The organism is Devosia sp., from assembly GCF_028290625.1.
GTDB lineage: Bacteria > Pseudomonadota > Alphaproteobacteria > Rhizobiales > Devosiaceae > Devosia.
Genome location: NZ_JAQGJM010000010.1, coordinates 54,801 through 71,943, shown reverse-complemented (window position 1 = coordinate 71,943; position 17,143 = coordinate 54,801). Strand labels below are relative to the sequence as shown.

Annotated in this window: 17 protein-coding genes; 12 read left to right on the top strand and 5 right to left on the bottom strand. The window is 63.6% G+C overall.

The window, feature by feature from the left end:
* Positions 1 to 146 precede the first annotated feature (146 nt).
* Positions 147 to 917 carry an ATP-binding cassette domain-containing protein gene (locus JWR51_RS05315; protein ID WP_299744666.1) on the bottom strand — a complete coding sequence of 257 codons (771 nt, stop codon included), beginning with the start codon at positions 915 to 917 and terminating at the stop codon, positions 147 to 149.
* Between the two features lie 66 nt (positions 918 to 983).
* Positions 984 to 1,952 carry a hypothetical protein gene (locus tag JWR51_RS05310; RefSeq protein WP_299744663.1) on the bottom strand — a complete coding sequence of 323 codons (969 nt, stop codon included), beginning with the start codon at positions 1,950 to 1,952 and terminating at the stop codon, positions 984 to 986.
* Positions 1,953 to 2,107: 155 nt separating this feature from the next.
* On the opposite strand from JWR51_RS05310, the gene JWR51_RS05305 reads away from it, so the two are divergent.
* From JWR51_RS05305 to JWR51_RS05270, 8 genes are all read left to right on the top strand, one after another.
* Positions 2,108 to 2,533, top strand: coding sequence for a hypothetical protein (locus tag JWR51_RS05305; protein ID WP_299744660.1), 426 nt, complete (start codon positions 2,108 to 2,110; stop codon positions 2,531 to 2,533).
* A 10-nt stretch (positions 2,534 to 2,543) separates the two neighbouring features.
* Entirely contained in the window at positions 2,544 to 3,524 is a 981-nt protein-coding gene (locus JWR51_RS05300) for a PQQ-dependent catabolism-associated beta-propeller protein (protein ID WP_299744657.1), read from the top strand.
* Entirely contained in the window at positions 3,517 to 4,686 is a 1,170-nt protein-coding gene (locus JWR51_RS05295; RefSeq protein ID WP_299744654.1) for an amino acid ABC transporter substrate-binding protein, read from the top strand. Before JWR51_RS05300 ends, JWR51_RS05295 begins: the two co-directional genes overlap by 8 nt.
* Positions 4,677 to 5,489, top strand: coding sequence for an ABC transporter permease (locus JWR51_RS05290; RefSeq protein WP_299744651.1), 813 nt, complete (start codon positions 4,677 to 4,679; stop codon positions 5,487 to 5,489). The genes JWR51_RS05295 and JWR51_RS05290 overlap by 10 nt, the downstream gene beginning before the upstream one ends.
* Before the next feature lie 11 nt (positions 5,490 to 5,500).
* Entirely contained in the window at positions 5,501 to 6,568 is a 1,068-nt protein-coding gene (locus JWR51_RS05285) for a LysR family transcriptional regulator (protein WP_299744648.1), read from the top strand.
* Positions 6,569 to 6,647: 79 nt separating this feature from the next.
* On the top strand, positions 6,648 to 7,388 hold the full coding sequence (locus JWR51_RS05280) for an ABC transporter permease (protein WP_299728576.1): 741 nt from the start codon (positions 6,648 to 6,650) through the stop codon (positions 7,386 to 7,388).
* A 30-nt stretch (positions 7,389 to 7,418) separates the two neighbouring features.
* On the top strand, positions 7,419 to 8,441 hold the full coding sequence (locus JWR51_RS05275; protein ID WP_299744646.1) for an ABC transporter substrate-binding protein: 1,023 nt from the start codon (positions 7,419 to 7,421) through the stop codon (positions 8,439 to 8,441).
* On the top strand, positions 8,438 to 9,307 hold the full coding sequence (locus tag JWR51_RS05270; RefSeq protein ID WP_299744643.1) for an ABC transporter ATP-binding protein: 870 nt from the start codon (positions 8,438 to 8,440) through the stop codon (positions 9,305 to 9,307). The genes JWR51_RS05275 and JWR51_RS05270 overlap by 4 nt, the downstream gene beginning before the upstream one ends.
* Here JWR51_RS05270 and JWR51_RS05265 read toward each other — a convergent pair.
* The 3 genes from JWR51_RS05265 to JWR51_RS05255 form a co-directional block, all read right to left on the bottom strand.
* Positions 9,304 to 9,498 carry a hypothetical protein gene (locus tag JWR51_RS05265; protein WP_299744640.1) on the bottom strand — a complete coding sequence of 65 codons (195 nt, stop codon included), beginning with the start codon at positions 9,496 to 9,498 and terminating at the stop codon, positions 9,304 to 9,306. The two genes, JWR51_RS05270 and JWR51_RS05265, sit on opposite strands and share 4 nt — an antisense overlap.
* Positions 9,499 to 9,605: 107 nt before the next feature.
* On the bottom strand, positions 9,606 to 10,295 hold the full coding sequence (locus JWR51_RS05260) for a response regulator transcription factor (protein ID WP_299744637.1): 690 nt from the start codon (positions 10,293 to 10,295) through the stop codon (positions 9,606 to 9,608).
* A complete protein-coding gene (locus JWR51_RS05255; protein ID WP_299744635.1) occupies positions 10,292 to 11,743 on the bottom strand; it encodes a HAMP domain-containing sensor histidine kinase in 1,452 nt (483 codons plus the stop codon). The genes JWR51_RS05260 and JWR51_RS05255 overlap by 4 nt, the downstream gene beginning before the upstream one ends.
* Positions 11,744 to 12,004: 261 nt before the next feature.
* On the opposite strand from JWR51_RS05255, the gene JWR51_RS05250 reads away from it, so the two are divergent.
* The 4 genes from JWR51_RS05250 to JWR51_RS05235 all read left to right on the top strand — a co-directional run bounded on the left by JWR51_RS05250 (position 12,005) and on the right by JWR51_RS05235 (position 17,138).
* On the top strand, positions 12,005 to 13,018 hold the full coding sequence (locus JWR51_RS05250) for an iron ABC transporter substrate-binding protein (RefSeq protein ID WP_299744631.1): 1,014 nt from the start codon (positions 12,005 to 12,007) through the stop codon (positions 13,016 to 13,018).
* Positions 13,019 to 13,122: 104 nt separating this feature from the next.
* Positions 13,123 to 14,658: an iron ABC transporter permease gene (locus JWR51_RS05245; RefSeq protein WP_299744681.1), complete on the top strand. Its 1,536-nt coding sequence runs from the start codon at positions 13,123 to 13,125 to the stop codon at positions 14,656 to 14,658.
* Complete coding sequence (locus tag JWR51_RS05240) at positions 14,655 to 15,743, top strand: ABC transporter ATP-binding protein (RefSeq protein ID WP_299744629.1); 1,089 nt, start codon at positions 14,655 to 14,657, stop codon at positions 15,741 to 15,743. Before JWR51_RS05245 ends, JWR51_RS05240 begins: the two co-directional genes overlap by 4 nt.
* A 144-nt stretch (positions 15,744 to 15,887) precedes the next feature.
* Entirely contained in the window at positions 15,888 to 17,138 is a 1,251-nt protein-coding gene (locus JWR51_RS05235) for an efflux RND transporter periplasmic adaptor subunit (RefSeq protein ID WP_299744626.1), read from the top strand.
* Positions 17,139 to 17,143 lie beyond the last annotated feature (5 nt).

Sequence of the window (17,143 nt, the reverse complement as noted above, 5' to 3'; positions counted from 1 at the left end):
CATCCACCTCTCCCTTTGGGGGAGAGGTCGGCGCGCAGCGACGGGTGAGGGGGCTTTCCCCAGACACCGAGCCGAGAAAAGGCCCCCTCACCCGACCCAAGAGGGTCGACCTCTCCCCCAAAGGGAGTGGTGAAGAGCGCCTGGCCTCAGGTCGCGCTTGGTGCCGCCGCGCCCGGCGCCAGCCGCGATAGCGCGATATAGGCATCGGTCAAGGTGTCGACGCCGGCTCGAGCCATCAGCTCGGCGGGCGTGCCGTTTTCCAGCACGTCGCCCTTGTTGATCAGGATGATCCGGTCGGCGTGTTCGACCTCTTCGACCAGATGGGTCGCCCACAGGATCGAGGTGCCGTTCTGGTCGCGCACTTTTTGCACATGCGCGATCATGTTGCGGCGCGTCACCGCGTCGAGGCCCACCGAGGGCTCATCCAGTAACAGCAGTTTCGGCCGGTTGAGCAAGGCGCGGGCGATCTCGACGCGACGCTGGTTGCCGCCCGATAAAGTGCGCACCTGCCGCTTCAGCAGGTCGGCGATTTCCAGCAATTCGGTGACCTGGGTAATGCGGTCGGCCAGGTCGTTGCCGGAAAATCCGAACAGGCGCCCGTGGAACACCAGGTTGGCCTTGACCGACGTGTCCAGATCGACCGAGCGCGCCTGGAACACCACCCCGAGGTCGGCTAGGATGCGCGACGCGTTGGTCTTGTAGTCGAGCCCGAATACCGAGACCGTGCCGCCATCGGGCGCGAACAGTCCCGCGGCAATCTGGAACAGGGTGGACTTGCCGGCCCCGTTCGGACCTAGCAGCCCGACGATCTCGCCCGGCCCGATGGCAAAATCCATGGCGTTGAGCGCCTTGATGTCCCCATACGACTTGGTGACGTCGACGAAGGCGATAACCGGGTCGGATATTGGAACCGTCATGCTGGGGCCTTTTCGGAACACGCTATTGGCACGGCCTGCGTCCTGTCGATGGTCATTGTCCGGGCGTTATTTGCGATAGCCGCGCCAGAACGTGCCCGCGTCCAGCGCTGGCTTGCCGCCCACCGACTCGACACCGGCGAATTGCGCGATCAGCTTGAACGCGGCTTTGGCCGGCGCGGGCGCGCTAGGGCTATAGGTGGAGACGATGGAGGCGCGATAGGTGTCGCGCAACCGCGCAAACAGCGCATCGTCCGGCGTGCCCATGGTTTCGCGCAGATCATTCCAGGCAGCGTCATCGCTCAGCAGCGTGGCATTGGCCTCAAATACCGCGTCGAGGAACTGGCCGAGGCCCACCTTCTTGTCCTTGGCGGTCGCATCGCTGAAGGCCCAGCCCGAGAACGGCGGCTGCTCGGTGACGCCCAGATCGGTCAGCATGGCCTGCACCGAGAGCACATTGGTTGTGTCCGTCGCCCTGGCGTTCCATTGCCAGCTATTGAGCCCGGCCTGCGCGCCGCCATTAGCCAAGAGATCGTTGATCCCCGCCGCCGGTCCGAAATTCGCCGTGGCCAGTGGCGCGCCGGTGCTCTTGCTATAGTCGGCATTCAGCACGATCCAGTCGGTGTCGGACTGCCCGCCCGCGGCCGCCAGCGTCGCATTCTTGAGATCGCCGAGCTCGATGACGCCGCCCGCCGAACTGGCAATCAGCCCGCCGCTCGCCAGCGCGTCCGGCACCATGGTGATCTTGTTGCCGGCGCTGCGCTGGCCCGAAACCCAGACGAAATCGGCGGCGATGATATCAACCTCGCCCGCCGCAAGTGCAGCCTTGGCTGCAGCATCGGCCAGCACGTGAACATCGAGCGCCAGATTGTGCTTCTCATCCAGCCCCTGCGCGGCGATGGCCTCGATAACCCATTGCGCCGTGCTGCCCCCCTCGATGCCGATCGACAGCTCTGCCTTGGGCAGGCTGTGCGCCAAGGCTGGCAGCGGTGCCAGCGCAGCGAGGGTAGCGAAGATCAGTCCTGTTGCGCTGCGCATGTATCCATTCCCGTTGACTAGCCTCTGGCTACCATCGGCGGACATAGGCGATCCCAATACTGAATATTGCGCGCGCAAGGTTGCTCGAAATGGCGCTCATGCCGAAGGTGCATAGGAATAAACAATAGCCGCCATAGGCACTGGGGGATTTAATCGTGAAATCATTGTTCAAGACTACGTCCGTTCTTCTCGTCGCCATGGGTATTTTCACCCATCCGGTCTTCGCCGAGGGCAATCTTGCCGCCAACGGCACCGACCTGACGCTCAATATCGATACCGAAAACCTGACCTTTTCGCAGAACGAGTGGCAACTCGAGACCGGCAAGTATTACCGGATCGACATCACCAGCGATGGCGGCGAGGAAATCGCCGTGGTGGCGCCCGAACTGTGGCGCAATTCCTGGATCAACCAGATTGTGGTCAACGACCTCGAGGTGAAGTCGGCCGATCTCTACAGCGTCGAGTTCGATGACGCCGGCACCTTCAACATCTCCTTCGTTCCGGTACGGCCGGGCGAATACAAGATCTATGTACCTGGCTACGAAACCCGGGGTCTGACCGGCACGTTCATCGTCAAGTGAGGAGACTGACATGAAGCGTCTGGCAATACTGGCGGCCGTGGCTTTCGCCACGGCTATTTCAGTGCTTCCCGCCTGGGCCGCCGGCACCGGCATGATTTTCGTTTCGACCGAGAAGGGCAACGAGGTCGTGGTGCTTGACCAAGACCACAACATCGTCAAGCGTATCGAAACCTCGCGCCGTCCGCGCGACATGCACTTCAACGCCGACAAGAGCCTGCTCTATGTGGCCTGCGGCGACGATGACGTGATCGATGTCATCGACGTGGCGACGCTGGAAGTGGTCGACCATATTCCGACCGGCCCGAGCCCCGAAGTGTTCGCCTTCTCGCCCGATGAAAAGCAGATACTGGTGTCCAATGAGGAGGATTCCCGCCTCGAAGTGATCGATATGGAAAGCCGCCTGTCGGTGCAGGACATTCCAACTGGCGCCGAGCCCGAAGGCGTGATCGTCAGCAAGGACGGCAAGACCGCCTATGTGACCTCCGAAGTCGCCGACATGGTGCATGTGGTCGATACCGCCACCGGCGCCGTGACCAAGAACATCCTGGTCGGCACGCGGCCGCGCCGCTTCATCCTGACCCCCGATGGCTCGGAATTGTGGGTGAGCTGCGAGCTGTCCAGCGAGATCTACATCATCGATACGGCGACCAACGAGATCAAGGGCGACAGCCTGATCTTCGTGCCGCCGGGCTTCCGTGAGGAAGACGTAACGCCCGTGGGCCTGGCCATCACCAAGGATGGTTCCAAGGTTCTCCTCAGCCTGGGCCGTGCCAATCACGTCGCCATCATCGACGCCAAGAGTCATGACGTGCTCCAATATGTGCTGGTCGGCAAGCGCGCCTGGTCGGTCGATCTGTCGAGCGACGAAACCAAGGCCTACGTAGCCAATGGCCTGTCGGACGACATCACCATCATCGACATGGCCTCGATGAAGCCGGAGATTTCCATCCCGATTGGCCGTGTCCCGCATTCGGTGGTGATCGATGATTAAGCACCTGGTTTTCGCCGTTCTGGCACTGGGCCTCTGGTCGGGTGCGGCTCTGGCCGAGGGGCCGGTGACCATCGGCTATCTCGGCCTGCAGGACGATCCACGCTATCATCCCGACATCGTCTACACCCGCATCGAGATCGCCCCCGGTGGCAATCCCGTCGATGGCGCCACCATGGGCATCGATGACCTTAAAGTGGTCTCGGACGCCGTCGGCCAGACCGTGTCGCTCGACCATCAGGAGGCCGCCGATGCGACCAGCCTCACCGCCAAGGTTCAGGCCATGGTCACGGCCGGGGAGCATTTCATCATCCTCGACCTGCCCGCCGATTTGGTCGAACAGGTTGCGACGGCCACCAAGGACCTGCCCGTAACGCTGATCAATGCCACGGCGCCTGAAGATCGCCTGCGCAGCCTCTGCCTGCCCAACCTGCTGCACACCGCGGCCTCCGATCGCATGAACGCCGATGCGATGGTGCAATACCTGCGCACCCGCAATTGGACCAAGGTGCTGATGCTGGTCGGCCCGCTCGAACGCGACAAGGCCATGGCCGATGCCTTCCGCGCCTCCGCCGATCGTCAGCGCCTGAACGTTGTCGATACGCGCACCTTCACCCTCGCCACCGACCCGGCCAATCGCGAGTCCAACAACTCGCAATTGATCACCGGCAATGCCGATTACGACGTGGTCTATGTCGCCGACAATCAGGGCGAGTTCTCGCGCTATTTGCCCTATGATACGCAATTGCCCCGCCTCGTCATCGGCTCGACCGGGCTGGCGGCGAGCGAATGGCAATGGTCGTGGGATCGCGACGGCTCCACCCAGGTCACCGTCCGGTTCGAGGAATTGACCAAGGGCCGCCGCATGACGGGACAGGATTGGGCGACCTGGATCGCCGCCAAGTCCATCGTCACCGCCTATGCCAAGGCCCGCTCCGACGATTACGCCAAGATCGCCGAATACATTCGCAGCTCGCGGCTGCGCATGGACGGCTCCAAGGGCGTGCAACTCAACTTCCGTCCCTGGGATGGCCAGATGCGCATGCCCATCGTGCTGGCGACCCACAATGCCGTCATCGCCGAAGCCCCGCTTGACGGGTTTCTCCACGAAACCAATACTCTCGATACCCTCGGCACTGACGAACCGGAGCAGCAATGCCTCTAACCCTCAGCCATCTGTGGTTGGGGCTCTATGCCGTAACCTGGCGCGAGATCGCCAAATTCCTGCGCCAGACCGAGCGGCTGCTCTCGGCGATCGTCCGACCAGCTCTGTGGCTGCTGGTTTTCGCCACCGGCCTGCACGACCTGCTCGGCGTCTCCATCGTGCAGCCCTACAAGACCTACACGCCCTATCAGGAATATATCCTGCCGGGGCTGATGGGCATTGTGATCTTGTTCCAGTGCATGCAGTCGGCGCTCTCCATGGTCTATGACCGTGAGGCCGGAGTGATGCGGGTCATGCTGGTTTCGCCCCTGCCGCGCAGCTATCTGCTGTTCGCCAAGATCGCCGGCGCCACTATCCTCTCACTGCTGCAGGTCTTCGCGTTCCTGCTGCTGGCCCGCATTTTCGGCTATCAATTCCCCGGCTGGGGCAGCCTTTATGCCATCCCCGCGGTGGTGTGCGCCGGCCTCATGCTCGGTTCCATCGGCCTGCTGGTCTCGGTGTATACCCCCCAGATCGAGAACTTCGCCGGCATGATGAACTTCGTCGTCTTCCCCATGTTCTTCCTGTCCTCTGCGCTCTATCCCTTGTGGAAATTGCGTGAGGCGGGCGCCGATGTGGTCTATTACCTGTCGCTGGCCAATCCGTTTACCCATGCGGTTGAGTTGATCCGCTACGCCGCCTATGGCGAGATGAACTGGCTTTCGCTGGCGGTGGTGGCCGGATGTGGCCTCGTGGCGTTCGGATTGGCGGCGCACGGCTATGATCCACAGGCGGGCGCCATCAAGACGCTCAAGCGCAACTGATCGAGGCGGCCATGGACGACGATAACGGCCTGATTGCTATTGATCCACACGCCGAGCGCAGTGTGGAAACCCTGCTTTGGGACCGGCCGAGCCAGAACAAGGCCGAAATCACGCTGCATCAATTGCGCATCTTCTGGGCCATCGCCCGCTCCGATACGCTGACCAAGGCCGCCAAGCAATTGGGCCTGGCCCAGCCCTCGCTGTCCCAGCAATTATCCAAACTGGAGTCCACCGTCGGCGCCCGCCTGTTCCATCGCCGCTCCAATGAACTGGTGCTGACCGAGGCCGGCAATTACCTGCTGCCCAAGGCCGAAAACATCTTGCGCAGCATGCGCGAACTCGACGACGGGCTGGTTCATTTCAGCGAGGGTAAGCGCGTGACGCTGCGCCTGGCGGGAATCAATTCGGTGTTGCGCACCGTCCTGCCTGATGCCGTCGGGCGCATGCACCAGCAATTCCCGCAGACCGATTTCGATATCCAGGAAAGCGCGCCCGCCGATATCCTGGAATTGCTCTATGCGCGGCGCATCACCATCGGCCTGCTGGCCGCCAATTCGGTGGCGCAGGCCGGTGTGGGCTTCGTCCAGGTGCCGCTGTTCGAGGACCCCTATGTGCTGGTGGTCCCCGAAGCGCTTGACCTTAGCGTGGTGAAAAACCCCGAACGCGATCTGGCGCAGGGCCAGTTCGAACTGCTGAACCGGTCGATCCAGTTCACCTTCGGCACTCAACATGCCAAGCGCGTCGAGGACTGGTACGCCCAGGCACTGCCGCAGCCGCGCACCGTCGCCCAATGCCGCAGTTTCGAGGTGGCGGTGGGACTGGTGCGTGCGGGGCTTGGCGTTTGCCTGGCGCCGGCCCTCTCCACCGTGGCTGGGACGAACGCGCCCGAGGGCGTGCGGCTCTACCGCGTCAATGCGGGGCGGCGCGATATCGTGGCCTTGGTCCCCTCGCAATATCGCCATGTCCAGCCCTATGCGAGCCTGCTGGATGCGCTGCAGGCCACCGGCGCCGCGCTCAAGCCGCCCACCATCCTGCCGACGCCACCATTTCTCGATCGCGAGCCGTTCGCCGACCTGTAAACACCTGACGCCGATAGACAAATCCTTGGCAAGGTATTGATGGACGCGATGGCTTTTTCGCGGTTCAACTCACGCCAACATGATTGCGCTTTACCGGTTCCTTTTTCTCATTTTCCTGATTGTCCTGTGGTGGGTGATTTCGCTCAATGTCCGGGCCAATTTCATTCCCAGCCCGTGGGCAACGCTGCTTGCGGCGCAAAAACTGCTGGCCGATGGCAAGCTGATCGTCGCTCTGGGCGATAGCCTGATCACCTTCGCGGGCGGCTATGCGCTGGGCATTCTGGTGGCCATTCCCGTGGGTCTCGTGATGGGCGTATTCCTGCCGGTCGGCAAGACGCTCGAAATCTACGTCTATGCGCTCGCCGCCATGCCGCGCGTCGCCTTCATTCCCCTGATCATCGTGTTCCTGGGCCTTGGCTTTCCTGCCAAGATTTTCATCGTCTTTCTCGGCGCGGTGATGCCGGTGCTGATCAATACCTATGCGGGGGTGCTGGCGGTCGATCAGGAATTGATCGAAATGGCCCGCTCGGTGCGCGCCGGCCGGATGCAGATTTTCGCCCGCATCGTGCTGCCCAGCGCCGTGCCGTTCATCATTGTCGGCCTCCGGCTGGGTGCCACCATCGCGCTGATCAACACCGTTGTAGCCGAACTCTATACCGCCGTGCGCGGGCTCGGGGGCCTGCTGGCTATCTACGGCAACACGTTCCGCATGGCCGAGTATTTCGTCATCGTGATCGTGCTCGCCATTATCGGCGTCATCGTCTCCGAAGGCCTGCGCCATCTCGAAAAACGCCTGGTGCGCTGGAAGACCAGCGACTGAATTTAAGCCCGATGGGCAGAGGAGATAAACATGCACAACCCAACAAAGGCCCTGTTGCGCACCGCGGCCGCCGCGCTGCTGCTGGCGGGCATGAGCCTTGCCGCCCACGCCGATCCGTTTCGGCTGATCGTCACCCACCTGGAGCCGCCGCTGGTGCCCAATTCGGTGATGGACCTGGCCGTCGAGCTTGGCTATTTCGAGCGCGAAGGCGTCGATGTGGAACTGGTGCGCGTGCAGCAGACCCCGTCGGCCATCGCCGCCATCCAGTCGGGTGAGGGCGAAATGGCCAATATCGGGCTCGATGCGCTGATCCAGCTCGTCGCCACCGGCACCACCGATCTCAAGGCGGTGGTTTCGCCCAACAAGTCGCTGCCCTACCTGATCGCCGCCAAGGATAGCATCACCAGCACCGCTGACCTCGCCGGCAAGAGCTTCGGCATCGGTCGCCCGGGCAGCCTCGATCATTCGCTGTCGAGCCGCGTGCTGACCGCCGATGGTGTTGACCTCGCCAAGGTCGACTTCGTCGCCATCGGCCAGCCCGATATCCGCATCCAGGCACTGGCCGCCGGCCAGATCGATGCCACCACGGTGTCGATCGGCGTCTGGCAGTCCTTGCCGGACAAGACGGGGCTGCATATCCTGGTCTCGCAGGATGATTATTATGCAGCCGCCCCGGTGATCAACAAGGTCAACATCGTCAGCCAGAAGGCGCTCGAACAGCGGCACGACGATGTGGTCAAAGTGATCACGGCTTTGGTCAAGATTTCGCGCGATTTTGCCCAGGACCCCAGCAAGTGGGTCGATGCCATCGCGCCGTTCCAGCCTAATGTCAGCCGCGCCGATCTCGAAACGCTGGCCGCATCCTTCGCCAAAAGCTGGAGCGTCAATGGCGGCATGAGCGCCAAGGAACTGCAATATTCCACCGACTGGCTCTACCAGACCGAGGACTTCAAGGACCTCAAGCCCGTCGAAATGTCGAGCTGGGCCGATCTGAGCCTCGTCGGCGACGTCCTCAAGACCCTCGGCACCGATGCCAGCATGGATGCTCCATGACATCTGGGAGTTCCTCCGGCGAGGCGGCCGCTGCCGCCTCCGCCAAGATCGTCCTGTCGGGCGTGTCCAAGGCTTTCGAACGGCGCAATTCGGGCACGCCCACCATGGCGCTGCAACACCTCGATATGAGCGTTCCAGAAGGCCATTTCGTCTCGATATTGGGGCCGTCTGGCTGCGGCAAGACCACCGTCCTGCGCTTGGTCGATGGCCTAGTGCCGCCCGATAGCGGCAGCGTCCTAGTCGCCGGCCAGGCGCCACGACCGGGCCCCGAAATGGGCTTTGTGTTCCAGGCGTTTCGGCTCATTCCCTGGGCCACGGTGCAGGCCAATGTCGAATTCGCCCTGACCGCAACCGGCCTCAACAAACACGAGCGGGCCGAACGCGCCGCGCATTACATCGCCCTGGTCGGGTTGCAACGCTTCGCCCAATCCTATCCGGGTGAGCTTTCGGGCGGCATGAAACAGCGCGTGGCCTTGGCGCGCGCCTTCGCCAGCGAACCCTCAATCCTGCTGATGGACGAACCCTTTGCCAGCATCGACGCGCAGACGCGTGAGCTGATGCAGGTGGAACTGATGAAGCTATGGGCGCAGCACCGCGCCACCGTATTGTTCGTTACCCACAGCGTCGACGAGGCCATTATGCTGGCCGACCGCGTGGTGCTGATGAGCCCGCGGCCCGGTCGCGTGATCGAGGAAATCGAGGTCGGTCTGCCCCATCCGCGCTGGCAATACGATATCCGCGCCACGCCGCGCTTCATCGAATTGCGCAGCTATCTGTGGTCGGCAATCCGCGACCTGGTTCTCAATGATCCGTCATCGGATTTCTATGCGCCGACATCGGGCGCCGCCAGCACGCCCGCCGACTAGTAGCTGTGCTCCAGCGCCGGGGTCAGCAAGTCGGTCAGCTTGCGCTCCATGACTTCGCCTATTTCGCGATCATAGCGACCCATGCGGAACGCCTGCACGATCTCAGCGACCTTGTCGGCCCGGCGCCGATAGGCATCCAAGCTCTCGCCTTCGAACCGCTTGGTTTTGATCGGGGCCCATTCGTCCGTCACTGCACGTCTCCTGCAAGTCCGCCGCCAAAGGAGGCTGCGTTGACGTGCAGGTTAGGCCGCTCGCATTAGATGGCGTTGAGCGTTTGGTTAGAATTTGGATAGAACGCTCAAGCCCCGGCAGCGGGAGTCGCCGAAATCATGTAGCCGATGCCACGCACGGTCTGGATCAACGACGGCCCTTCGGCGCTGTCGATCTTCTGGCGCAGGTAGCGCACATAGACATCGACGATTTTTGTGCCCGGATCGAAACCGTATTCCCACACCCCGTTCAGCAGCCGTTCCCGGCTGACCACGCGGTCGGCATTGATCATCAGGTAGCGCAGCAGCTCGAATTCGCGCACCGTCAAGCTGATCGGCTCGCCGTTGCGCGTCACCCGCCGCGACTCCGAATCCAGCGTCAGCGTGCCCACGCGCAACAGGCTGCGTTCGTCCTGGCCCGGGCCGCGGCGACGCATGGCGATGATGCGCGCCAGCAGTTCGTCGAAGGCAAACGGCTTGGTCAGGTAGTCGTCGGCGCCCCCTTTGAGGCCGTCGATCTTGTCCTGCAGGCTGTCCTTCGCCGTCAGCATCAGGATCAGCACCGGAAACCGCTCCTCCCGGATCAGCCGGCAAATCTCCAACCCATCGACATAGGGCAGCATACGATCCAGGATCACGAGGTCGAAGGCATCATTGCGCAGCCGGTCGAGCCCGTCGCGCCCGTCCGGCTCCAGCGTGACCTGATAGCCCTCGGCCACCAGCCCGCGCTCCAAAAACCCGCCGATCCGGCGGTCGTCTTCGATGACGAGGATTTTCATGGCTTGATCGCCCCCCGCAACGGCAGGGTTATGGTGAGCACCGCCCCGGTCTCCGCCCCATTGCCGATGGCGATGCTGCCCCCATGCCGTTCCACGATATCCTTGGCGATGGACAGCCCAATCCCCAACCCCTGACTGATCGGATCGCCGCCATTGCGACCGCGGTAAAATCGGTCGAACACATGCTCTTCATCGCCTTCGGCAAGACCCGGCCCATGATCCTCGATGCGGACCAGGACGTGATCGTCCTCAAGGCTGGAGACGATGCTGATGCTCTCCCCCGGCGGCGAATGCTTGATGGCATTGTCGATGCCGATAATGAACGCCTGCTTGAGCCGGCGGAAATCCGCGTCGACATGCACCGCAGCATCCGCCAGCTTGAGATCAATCGTGACCTCGCGCGGTTCCGCCAGCGTTTCTCCCTCTTGCGCAGCGGCGGCAATCACATCCTCCAGCCGGGTTTCGGCCAGCACCAATTCCTGCGGTTCGGCGTCCGAGCGCGCAAAACTGATCAGGTCATCGAGCAATTGCCCCAGCTCCGCCGCTTGTCCCTGAATGCGCTCAAGCGACTGGCGCTGCTCCGCCGGATCGGCCTTCACCCGCAAGGCCACATCGGCCTCGCCGCGCAGGATGGTCAGCGGCGTACGCAATTCATGGCTGACATCGGCCAGAAATTGCGCCCGCCGCCGATCGAGGTCCCGCAGCCGTTCATTGGCCTGCTGGAGCTGCCGCGTGCGTCCCTCCATCTCTGTTTGGAGCTGCTCGTATGCCTGAGCCGAACGCAATTGCCGCTCTCTCGCCCGTTGTAACCACAGCACGGCAAATCCTATCGAAACCACGGCCAGCGCTGCGCTGCCCAGCGCGAGCCACAGCAAAATACTGCGCGTCCGTTCGGCACTCGCCAATTGCGCGGCTAGCTCATTACGCTCGCCCTGCATGCCGTCTTGCACCAGCGCCGCGAATTCGTTGTCGATGCGGAACTGCACGTCGCGCTGAAACAGCGCCAGCGCCTCGGCGCCCCCACCATCACGCTGCGCGACCAGCGCCCGCGCCGCCGACAGGTCGATCGCGTGATAGAGTTCCAGCATCCGTCTCGTGTCTTCGACCTCCGAAAGCTGGTCCTGGATCGCCTCCATGCCGGCCAGCGAGGATACTTGGTCGCGAGTGATCTGGGCCAGTTTCACGAATGCCCGCTCCAGTCCCAGCCGCGCCGTTTGCAGCGCCGGCATCGCTGCGCGCCCGAACAGCAGCACCTCCGCCACCTTGCCGGAATAGCCGTTGGCCAAGCCGTCGACCTCGATCAGGCTTTCGAGCCGTTGATGCACGCTGTCGATGCGTTGCACCGTTTGGCCCGCCTGTCCGAAGGCGATCACCCCCAGGCCGATGAAATAGGCCAGCCAGAACACCAGCAGCGTCAAGAGGACCAGCGAGCGCCGGCGAAGCGTCATGCCCACGGCGCGTTAGCTCGCTCTGACATGGCCGCGATATGCACTGCCCATTCCTTGAATACTTCAAGCCGTTTAGCTGGCGCCAACCTAGTCCGCCGATCGGCGCTTGTCATCCCGGCCCGCCCCCGCTTGATCCGATCCGTCGCCCTCCGCTTGTGTAAACATGATTCTTTTGATCACGTTCCTATGATATAAGTTGACTTAGGAGTTCATAATTTTATACCTGCCCGCACGTCCGTTGGGACGCCTCAGGAGGCGATTTTGAAAACAACATTCTCAGCACTGGCCAAGCGTCTGGCCGTTAGCGTGGCATTCGCCACTCTCTCCGTCTCCGCTTTTGCGCAGGACGCCGGCATCACCGTCTACAATGCCCAGCATGAATCGCTGGCTCAGGAATGGGCCGATGCATTCACCAAGGAAACCGGCATTGCGGTCACCATTCGTCAGGGCAGCGACCTCGAGGTCGGCAACCAGCTGATCCAGGAGGGCGCCAATTCGCCCGCCGACGTGTTCCTCACCGAAAATTCGCCCGCCATGGTGCTGGTCGACAATGCCGGCCTGTTCGAGCCGCTGCCGGCCGACATCACCGACCAGGTCCCTGCCCAGTATCGTCCCGAAAATGGCCACTGGACCGGCATCGCCGCCCGCTCCACCGTGTTCGCCTATGACACGCGCAAGCTGACCGAAGACACCCTCCCCAAGACCATGGACGAGTTGGCCGATCCCGCCTGGAAGGGCCGGTGGGCCTCCTCGCCGTCGGGCGCCGACTTCCAGGCAATCGTCGCGGCCTACTATGCGCTCAAGGGCGAAGAGGCGACTGTCGCCTGGCTCAAGGGCATGAAGGAAAACACCGTCGTCGTGCGCGGCAACCGTGCCGCCATGGCCGCCGCCAACAATGGCGAAGTCGAAGGCGCGTTGATCTATCACTACTACTGGTTCGGCGATCAGGCCGGCACCAAGGAAAGCAGCGCCAATGTCGCGCTGCACTACTTCAAGCACCAGGATCCGGGCGCGTTCGTCTCGATCTCGGGCGGCGGTGTGCTGGCCTCCAGCAAGCACAAGGAAGACGCGCTGAAGTTCCTCAAGTTCGTCACCGGTGCTGCCGGCCAGGCCGTGCTGCGCGATGGCACTTCGTTCGAATACGCCGTCGGCGTCGATGCCGCGTCCAACGCCGCGCTGACCCCGCTCGCCGATCTCGATGCGCCCCATGTCGATCCCACCCAGCTTGACAATATCAAGGCCTCCGAGTTGATGACGGCGGCCGGTTTGCTGTAAGCCGGACTGAAATTTGCGATCACACGCCGCCGGTGGTTTTGCCCCCGGCGGCACTGTCTTTGAAAGGCGGGGCATTGAGCCTGGCAGTATCACCGGCGCAGACGATGGAGACGAAGCGGCACGCGCCGCTCCATCTGCCGATGATCATCCCCGCCATTATTATCTCCATCCTCAGCCTGATCCCACTCGGTTTCATCGTGTGGATCGCCATTACCAGCGGCTGGGATACGGTCCGCGACCTGGTGCTGCGGCCCAAGGTCGCCGAACTGCTGTTCAACACGCTGATCCTGGTCGCCCTGACCTTGCCGATCGCCATTGCGCTCACGGTGAGCCTGGCCTGGTTGATCGAGCGCACCAATCTGCCCTTCGCGCGTCTCTGGTCCTGGCTGATGGTGGCCCCGCTGGCCATTCCGGCTTTCGTGCACAGCTATGCCTGGGCCAGCGTCATGCCCACTTTGCATGGCCTGCCGGGCGCGGTGATGGTGTCCATCCTGGCCTATTTTCCGTTCCTCTATCTGCCGATCGCCGCGCAACTACGCCGGCTCGATCCGACCCTGGAAGAGACCGCCGCCTCGCTCGGTCACACGCCCATTGCCATCTTCATCACGGTCATCCTGCCGCAACTGCGCCTCGCCATTTGCGGCGGCGCGCTGCTGATCGGGCTGCATCTGCTGGCCGAATATGGCCTCTTCGTGCTGATGCGGTTCGACACCTTTGCCACCGCCATCGTCGACCAGTTCCAGGCGGTCTATAATGGCCCCGCCGCCAACCTGTTGGGCGGTGTGCTGGTGCTGCTGTGCCTCGTACTGTTGCGGCTCGAGGTCTTTTTGCGCGGCGATGAACGCTACGCCCGCGTCGGGTCCGGCGCCGCCCGCCATGCGCCAAAGTGGCGGCTGGGCGCCTTCACCTGGATTGCCGCGCTGCTCCCCACCGCACTGACGCTGCTGGCCGTCGGCGTGCCGATTTTCACCTTGACCCGCTGGTTGATCAGCGGTGGCGCCGGTGTCTGGCGGCTCGATGGCATCGTGCCGGCTTTGGTCCAGACCGCCGCATTGGCAGTGGGCGGCGCGCTGATCACCACGCTGGCGGCGCTCCCCATCGCCTGGCTATCCATTCGCGCGCCCAGCCGGGTGCAACGGGCGCTCGAAGCCTGCCATTACTATGTCGGCGCGTTGCCCGGCGTCATCGTCGCGCTGGCGCTGGTCACCATCACCGTCCGCGTCGCGCTGCCGCTGTATCAGACCATGGCGACGCTATTGCTCGCCTACCTGCTGATGTTCCTGCCGCGTGCGCTGGTGGGCCTGCGCGCCAGCATCGCCCAGGCCCCGATCGAGCTCGAACGCGCCGCCGTCAGCCTCGGCAAGCCGCCGCTGGTGGCGATCTGGAAAACCACGCTCCGCCTCGCCGCGCCCGGCGCCGCCGCCAGCGCGGCGCTGGTGGCGCTCGGCATCGCCAATGAGCTGACCGGCACGCTGATGCTGGCGCCCAACGGCACAAGAACCTTGGCGATGCGCTTCTGGTCCTATACCAGCGAGCTCAACTTTGCCGCCGCCGCGCCCTATGCGGTGCTGATGGTGGTTTTGTCCTTGCCGCTGGTCCTGCTGCTCCGGCTGGAAGCCGATCGAGAATCCAAGCCATGAGTTTCGTCACACTGGACAATGTCACCAAGCGCTACGGCAAGTCCGTCGCGGTGACCGGCCTCAATCTCACCGTGCCCGCCGGCAGCCGCACCGCCATCGTCGGCCCGTCCGGCTCAGGCAAGACCACGCTGCTGCGCCTCATCGCGGGCTTTGAATCCCCTGACCAGGGCAGTATCGCGCTGGGCGATACGATGTTGGCAGAGGGCACCATGTCAGTGCCCGCCCATCGTCGCGGCATCGGCTATGTGGCCCAGGAAGGCGCGCTGTTTCCGCATTTGACGCTGGCCGCCAATATCGGCTTCGGCATCGCGCGCAACAGTCCCGACCGCCACGCCCGAATTGCCGAACTGATGCAGCAAGTGGGTCTCGCCCCCTCCATGCATGACCGTCGCCCGCATCAGCTGTCCGGTGGCCAGCAGCAGCGCGTCGCCTTGGCCCGCGCCATGGCGCGCCAGCCCAAGTTGATGCTGCTGGACGAGCCCTTCTCCGCCCTCGACGCCGGCCTGCGCGAAGCCATGCGCGACATGGTCGGCGACGTGCTCAGCACCGCCGGCATCACCACCATCCTCGTTACCCATGACCAGGCCGAGGCGCTGTCCTTCGCCGATCACCTCGCCGTCCTGCGCGACGGCGTCGTGGTCCAGGCCGGTCCGCCCCAGGATCTTTACCTGCGACCCAAGGACGCACAGACCGCTCGCTTCCTCGGCGATGCCATCATCCTGCAGGCCCGTCTCGAGGACGGTTTCGCCCACACCATTCTGGGCAGCGTCCCCACCGACACGCCTAGCCGTCGCGGCAACGCCACCATCATGCTGCGACCCGAGCAGCTGGAGCTGACCTCGGCCGGCCAGACCGACCCTTCATCCACCACCAGCCTGGGCCGCATCGTTGGCCGCACCTTCCGCGGCTCGACCTGGCGGCTGCTGATCGAGCATCTGCCCGCCAGCAGCGCGGGCCTGCGCTTGCCCAGCCTGGCGCTGGAAACCTCGAGCATTTTCACCATCGAGACCCCCAGCCTCGCCCCGCTGGAGATCGGCGCGACCGTGGGCATTCAAATCGTTGGCACGGCTCATATTCTGGCCTGATCACGCAGTTGTCGTCTGCGCACCCTAACGTTACCGCAAATTAAATGTTCAGCGCCCGGCACTTGAGGCATGATTGCGTCGTGGGCCTCCCTCCGGCGCCGCAACACTCATCGGTACAAGGATTTCCCTGCGTTGATACGTCAATTGCTGATCTGTCTGGTTATCCTGGTGCTGGCCGTTGCCGGGTGGGTGCTGTTCGTCCCCGGCGCCGAGCAGACGCTCGCCAGCATGGGCATCACCCTGCCGATTTCGGCACCGGCGCAGGGCGCCGAGACGCAGGTCGCCAGCATTGCGCCGCAGGGTGCCACGCCGCCGGGTGCTCCGGGCCAGCAACCGGGCGCGCAGCCCGGTGCCCGTCCGGGCGGGCAGGGCGGTGGTCGCGGCGGATTTGGCGGCCGTGCCCGCACCTCCTCGGTGGTCACCAGCCCCGTCGTGATGGCCACCATCAATGACAGCCTCTCGGCCATCGGGCAGGGCAATGCCGTGCGCTCGGTCACCGTGACTGCGCCTGCCGGCGGCACGCTGGAAGACCTTTTGGTCGCCCCGGGCGATCACGTCACCGCCGGCCAGATCATCGGCCGCCTCGATGCCGCCAGCGAGCAGATTGCCTTCGACAAGGCCACGCTGGCCAACACCGATGCCCAGTCGACCTTGACCCGCAATCTGGGACTGGCCCAATCCAACCTCGTCGCCAGCTCCGCTCTCGCCACCGTACAACTCGCGGCCGACAACGCGCGTCTCGAACTGCGCGATGCCGAAGTCGCCCTGCAAAAACGCACCATCACCAGCCCCATCGCCGGCACTGCCGGCCTGATGCAGGTGACGCCCGGCAATTACCTCTCGGCGCAAACCGCCGTCACCACCATCGAGGATTCGTCCTCAATCCTGATCACCTTCTGGGTGCCCGAGCGCTATGCCACCACCGTCGATGTCGGCATGCCGGTGACCGCCTCGGCCATCGCCCTGCCGGGCCGCTCGTTCGCCGGCGTGGTCAGCGCCGTCGATAACCGCATCGATCCCGAAAGCCGCACCCTGCAGATCCAGGCCCGCATTCCCAACGAGGACAATGCCGTGCGCCCTGGCATGTCCTTCACCGTCGCGCTGCAATTTGCCGGCGAACAATTCCCCGCCGTCAATCCGCTGTCGATCCAGTGGTCGGCCGATGGCTCCTATGTGTGGGCCTATGTGGATGGCAAGGCCCACAAGGTCATGGCGGAAATCGTGCAGCGCAACAGCGATGGCGTGCTAGTGCGCGCCGATATCAAGCCCGGCGATGCCATCATTTCCGAGGGCGTGCTGCAATTGAGCGAGGGCACTGCCGTCACCCTGCTCGACGGGCCCGGGAAAGAGGCGCCGGTTGAGGCCGCCGCCGCTCCCGCCAAGCCCAACAGTTAGGCCGC

What these genes read in the sequence shown, in the direction of transcription:
- JWR51_RS05315 (WP_299744666.1), bottom strand. Translation starts at nt 917, where the DNA reads ATGACGGTTCCAATATCCGACCCGGTTATCGCCTTCGTCGACGTCACC.
- JWR51_RS05310 (WP_299744663.1), bottom strand. Translation starts at nt 1,952, where the DNA reads ATGCGCAGCGCAACAGGACTGATCTTCGCTACCCTCGCTGCGCTGGCA.
- JWR51_RS05300 (WP_299744657.1), top strand. Translation starts at nt 2,544, where the DNA reads ATGAAGCGTCTGGCAATACTGGCGGCCGTGGCTTTCGCCACGGCTATT.
- JWR51_RS05295 (WP_299744654.1), top strand. Translation starts at nt 3,517, where the DNA reads ATGATTAAGCACCTGGTTTTCGCCGTTCTGGCACTGGGCCTCTGGTCG.
- JWR51_RS05290 (WP_299744651.1), top strand. Translation starts at nt 4,677, where the DNA reads ATGCCTCTAACCCTCAGCCATCTGTGGTTGGGGCTCTATGCCGTAACC.
- JWR51_RS05285 (WP_299744648.1), top strand. Translation starts at nt 5,501, where the DNA reads ATGGACGACGATAACGGCCTGATTGCTATTGATCCACACGCCGAGCGC.
- JWR51_RS05280 (WP_299728576.1), top strand. Translation starts at nt 6,648, where the DNA reads ATGATTGCGCTTTACCGGTTCCTTTTTCTCATTTTCCTGATTGTCCTG.
- JWR51_RS05275 (WP_299744646.1), top strand. Translation starts at nt 7,419, where the DNA reads ATGCACAACCCAACAAAGGCCCTGTTGCGCACCGCGGCCGCCGCGCTG.
- JWR51_RS05270 (WP_299744643.1), top strand. Translation starts at nt 8,438, where the DNA reads ATGACATCTGGGAGTTCCTCCGGCGAGGCGGCCGCTGCCGCCTCCGCC.
- JWR51_RS05260 (WP_299744637.1), bottom strand. Translation starts at nt 10,295, where the DNA reads ATGAAAATCCTCGTCATCGAAGACGACCGCCGGATCGGCGGGTTTTTG.
- JWR51_RS05255 (WP_299744635.1), bottom strand. Translation starts at nt 11,743, where the DNA reads ATGACGCTTCGCCGGCGCTCGCTGGTCCTCTTGACGCTGCTGGTGTTC.
- JWR51_RS05245 (WP_299744681.1), top strand. Translation starts at nt 13,123, where the DNA reads ATGGAGACGAAGCGGCACGCGCCGCTCCATCTGCCGATGATCATCCCC.
- JWR51_RS05240 (WP_299744629.1), top strand. Translation starts at nt 14,655, where the DNA reads ATGAGTTTCGTCACACTGGACAATGTCACCAAGCGCTACGGCAAGTCC.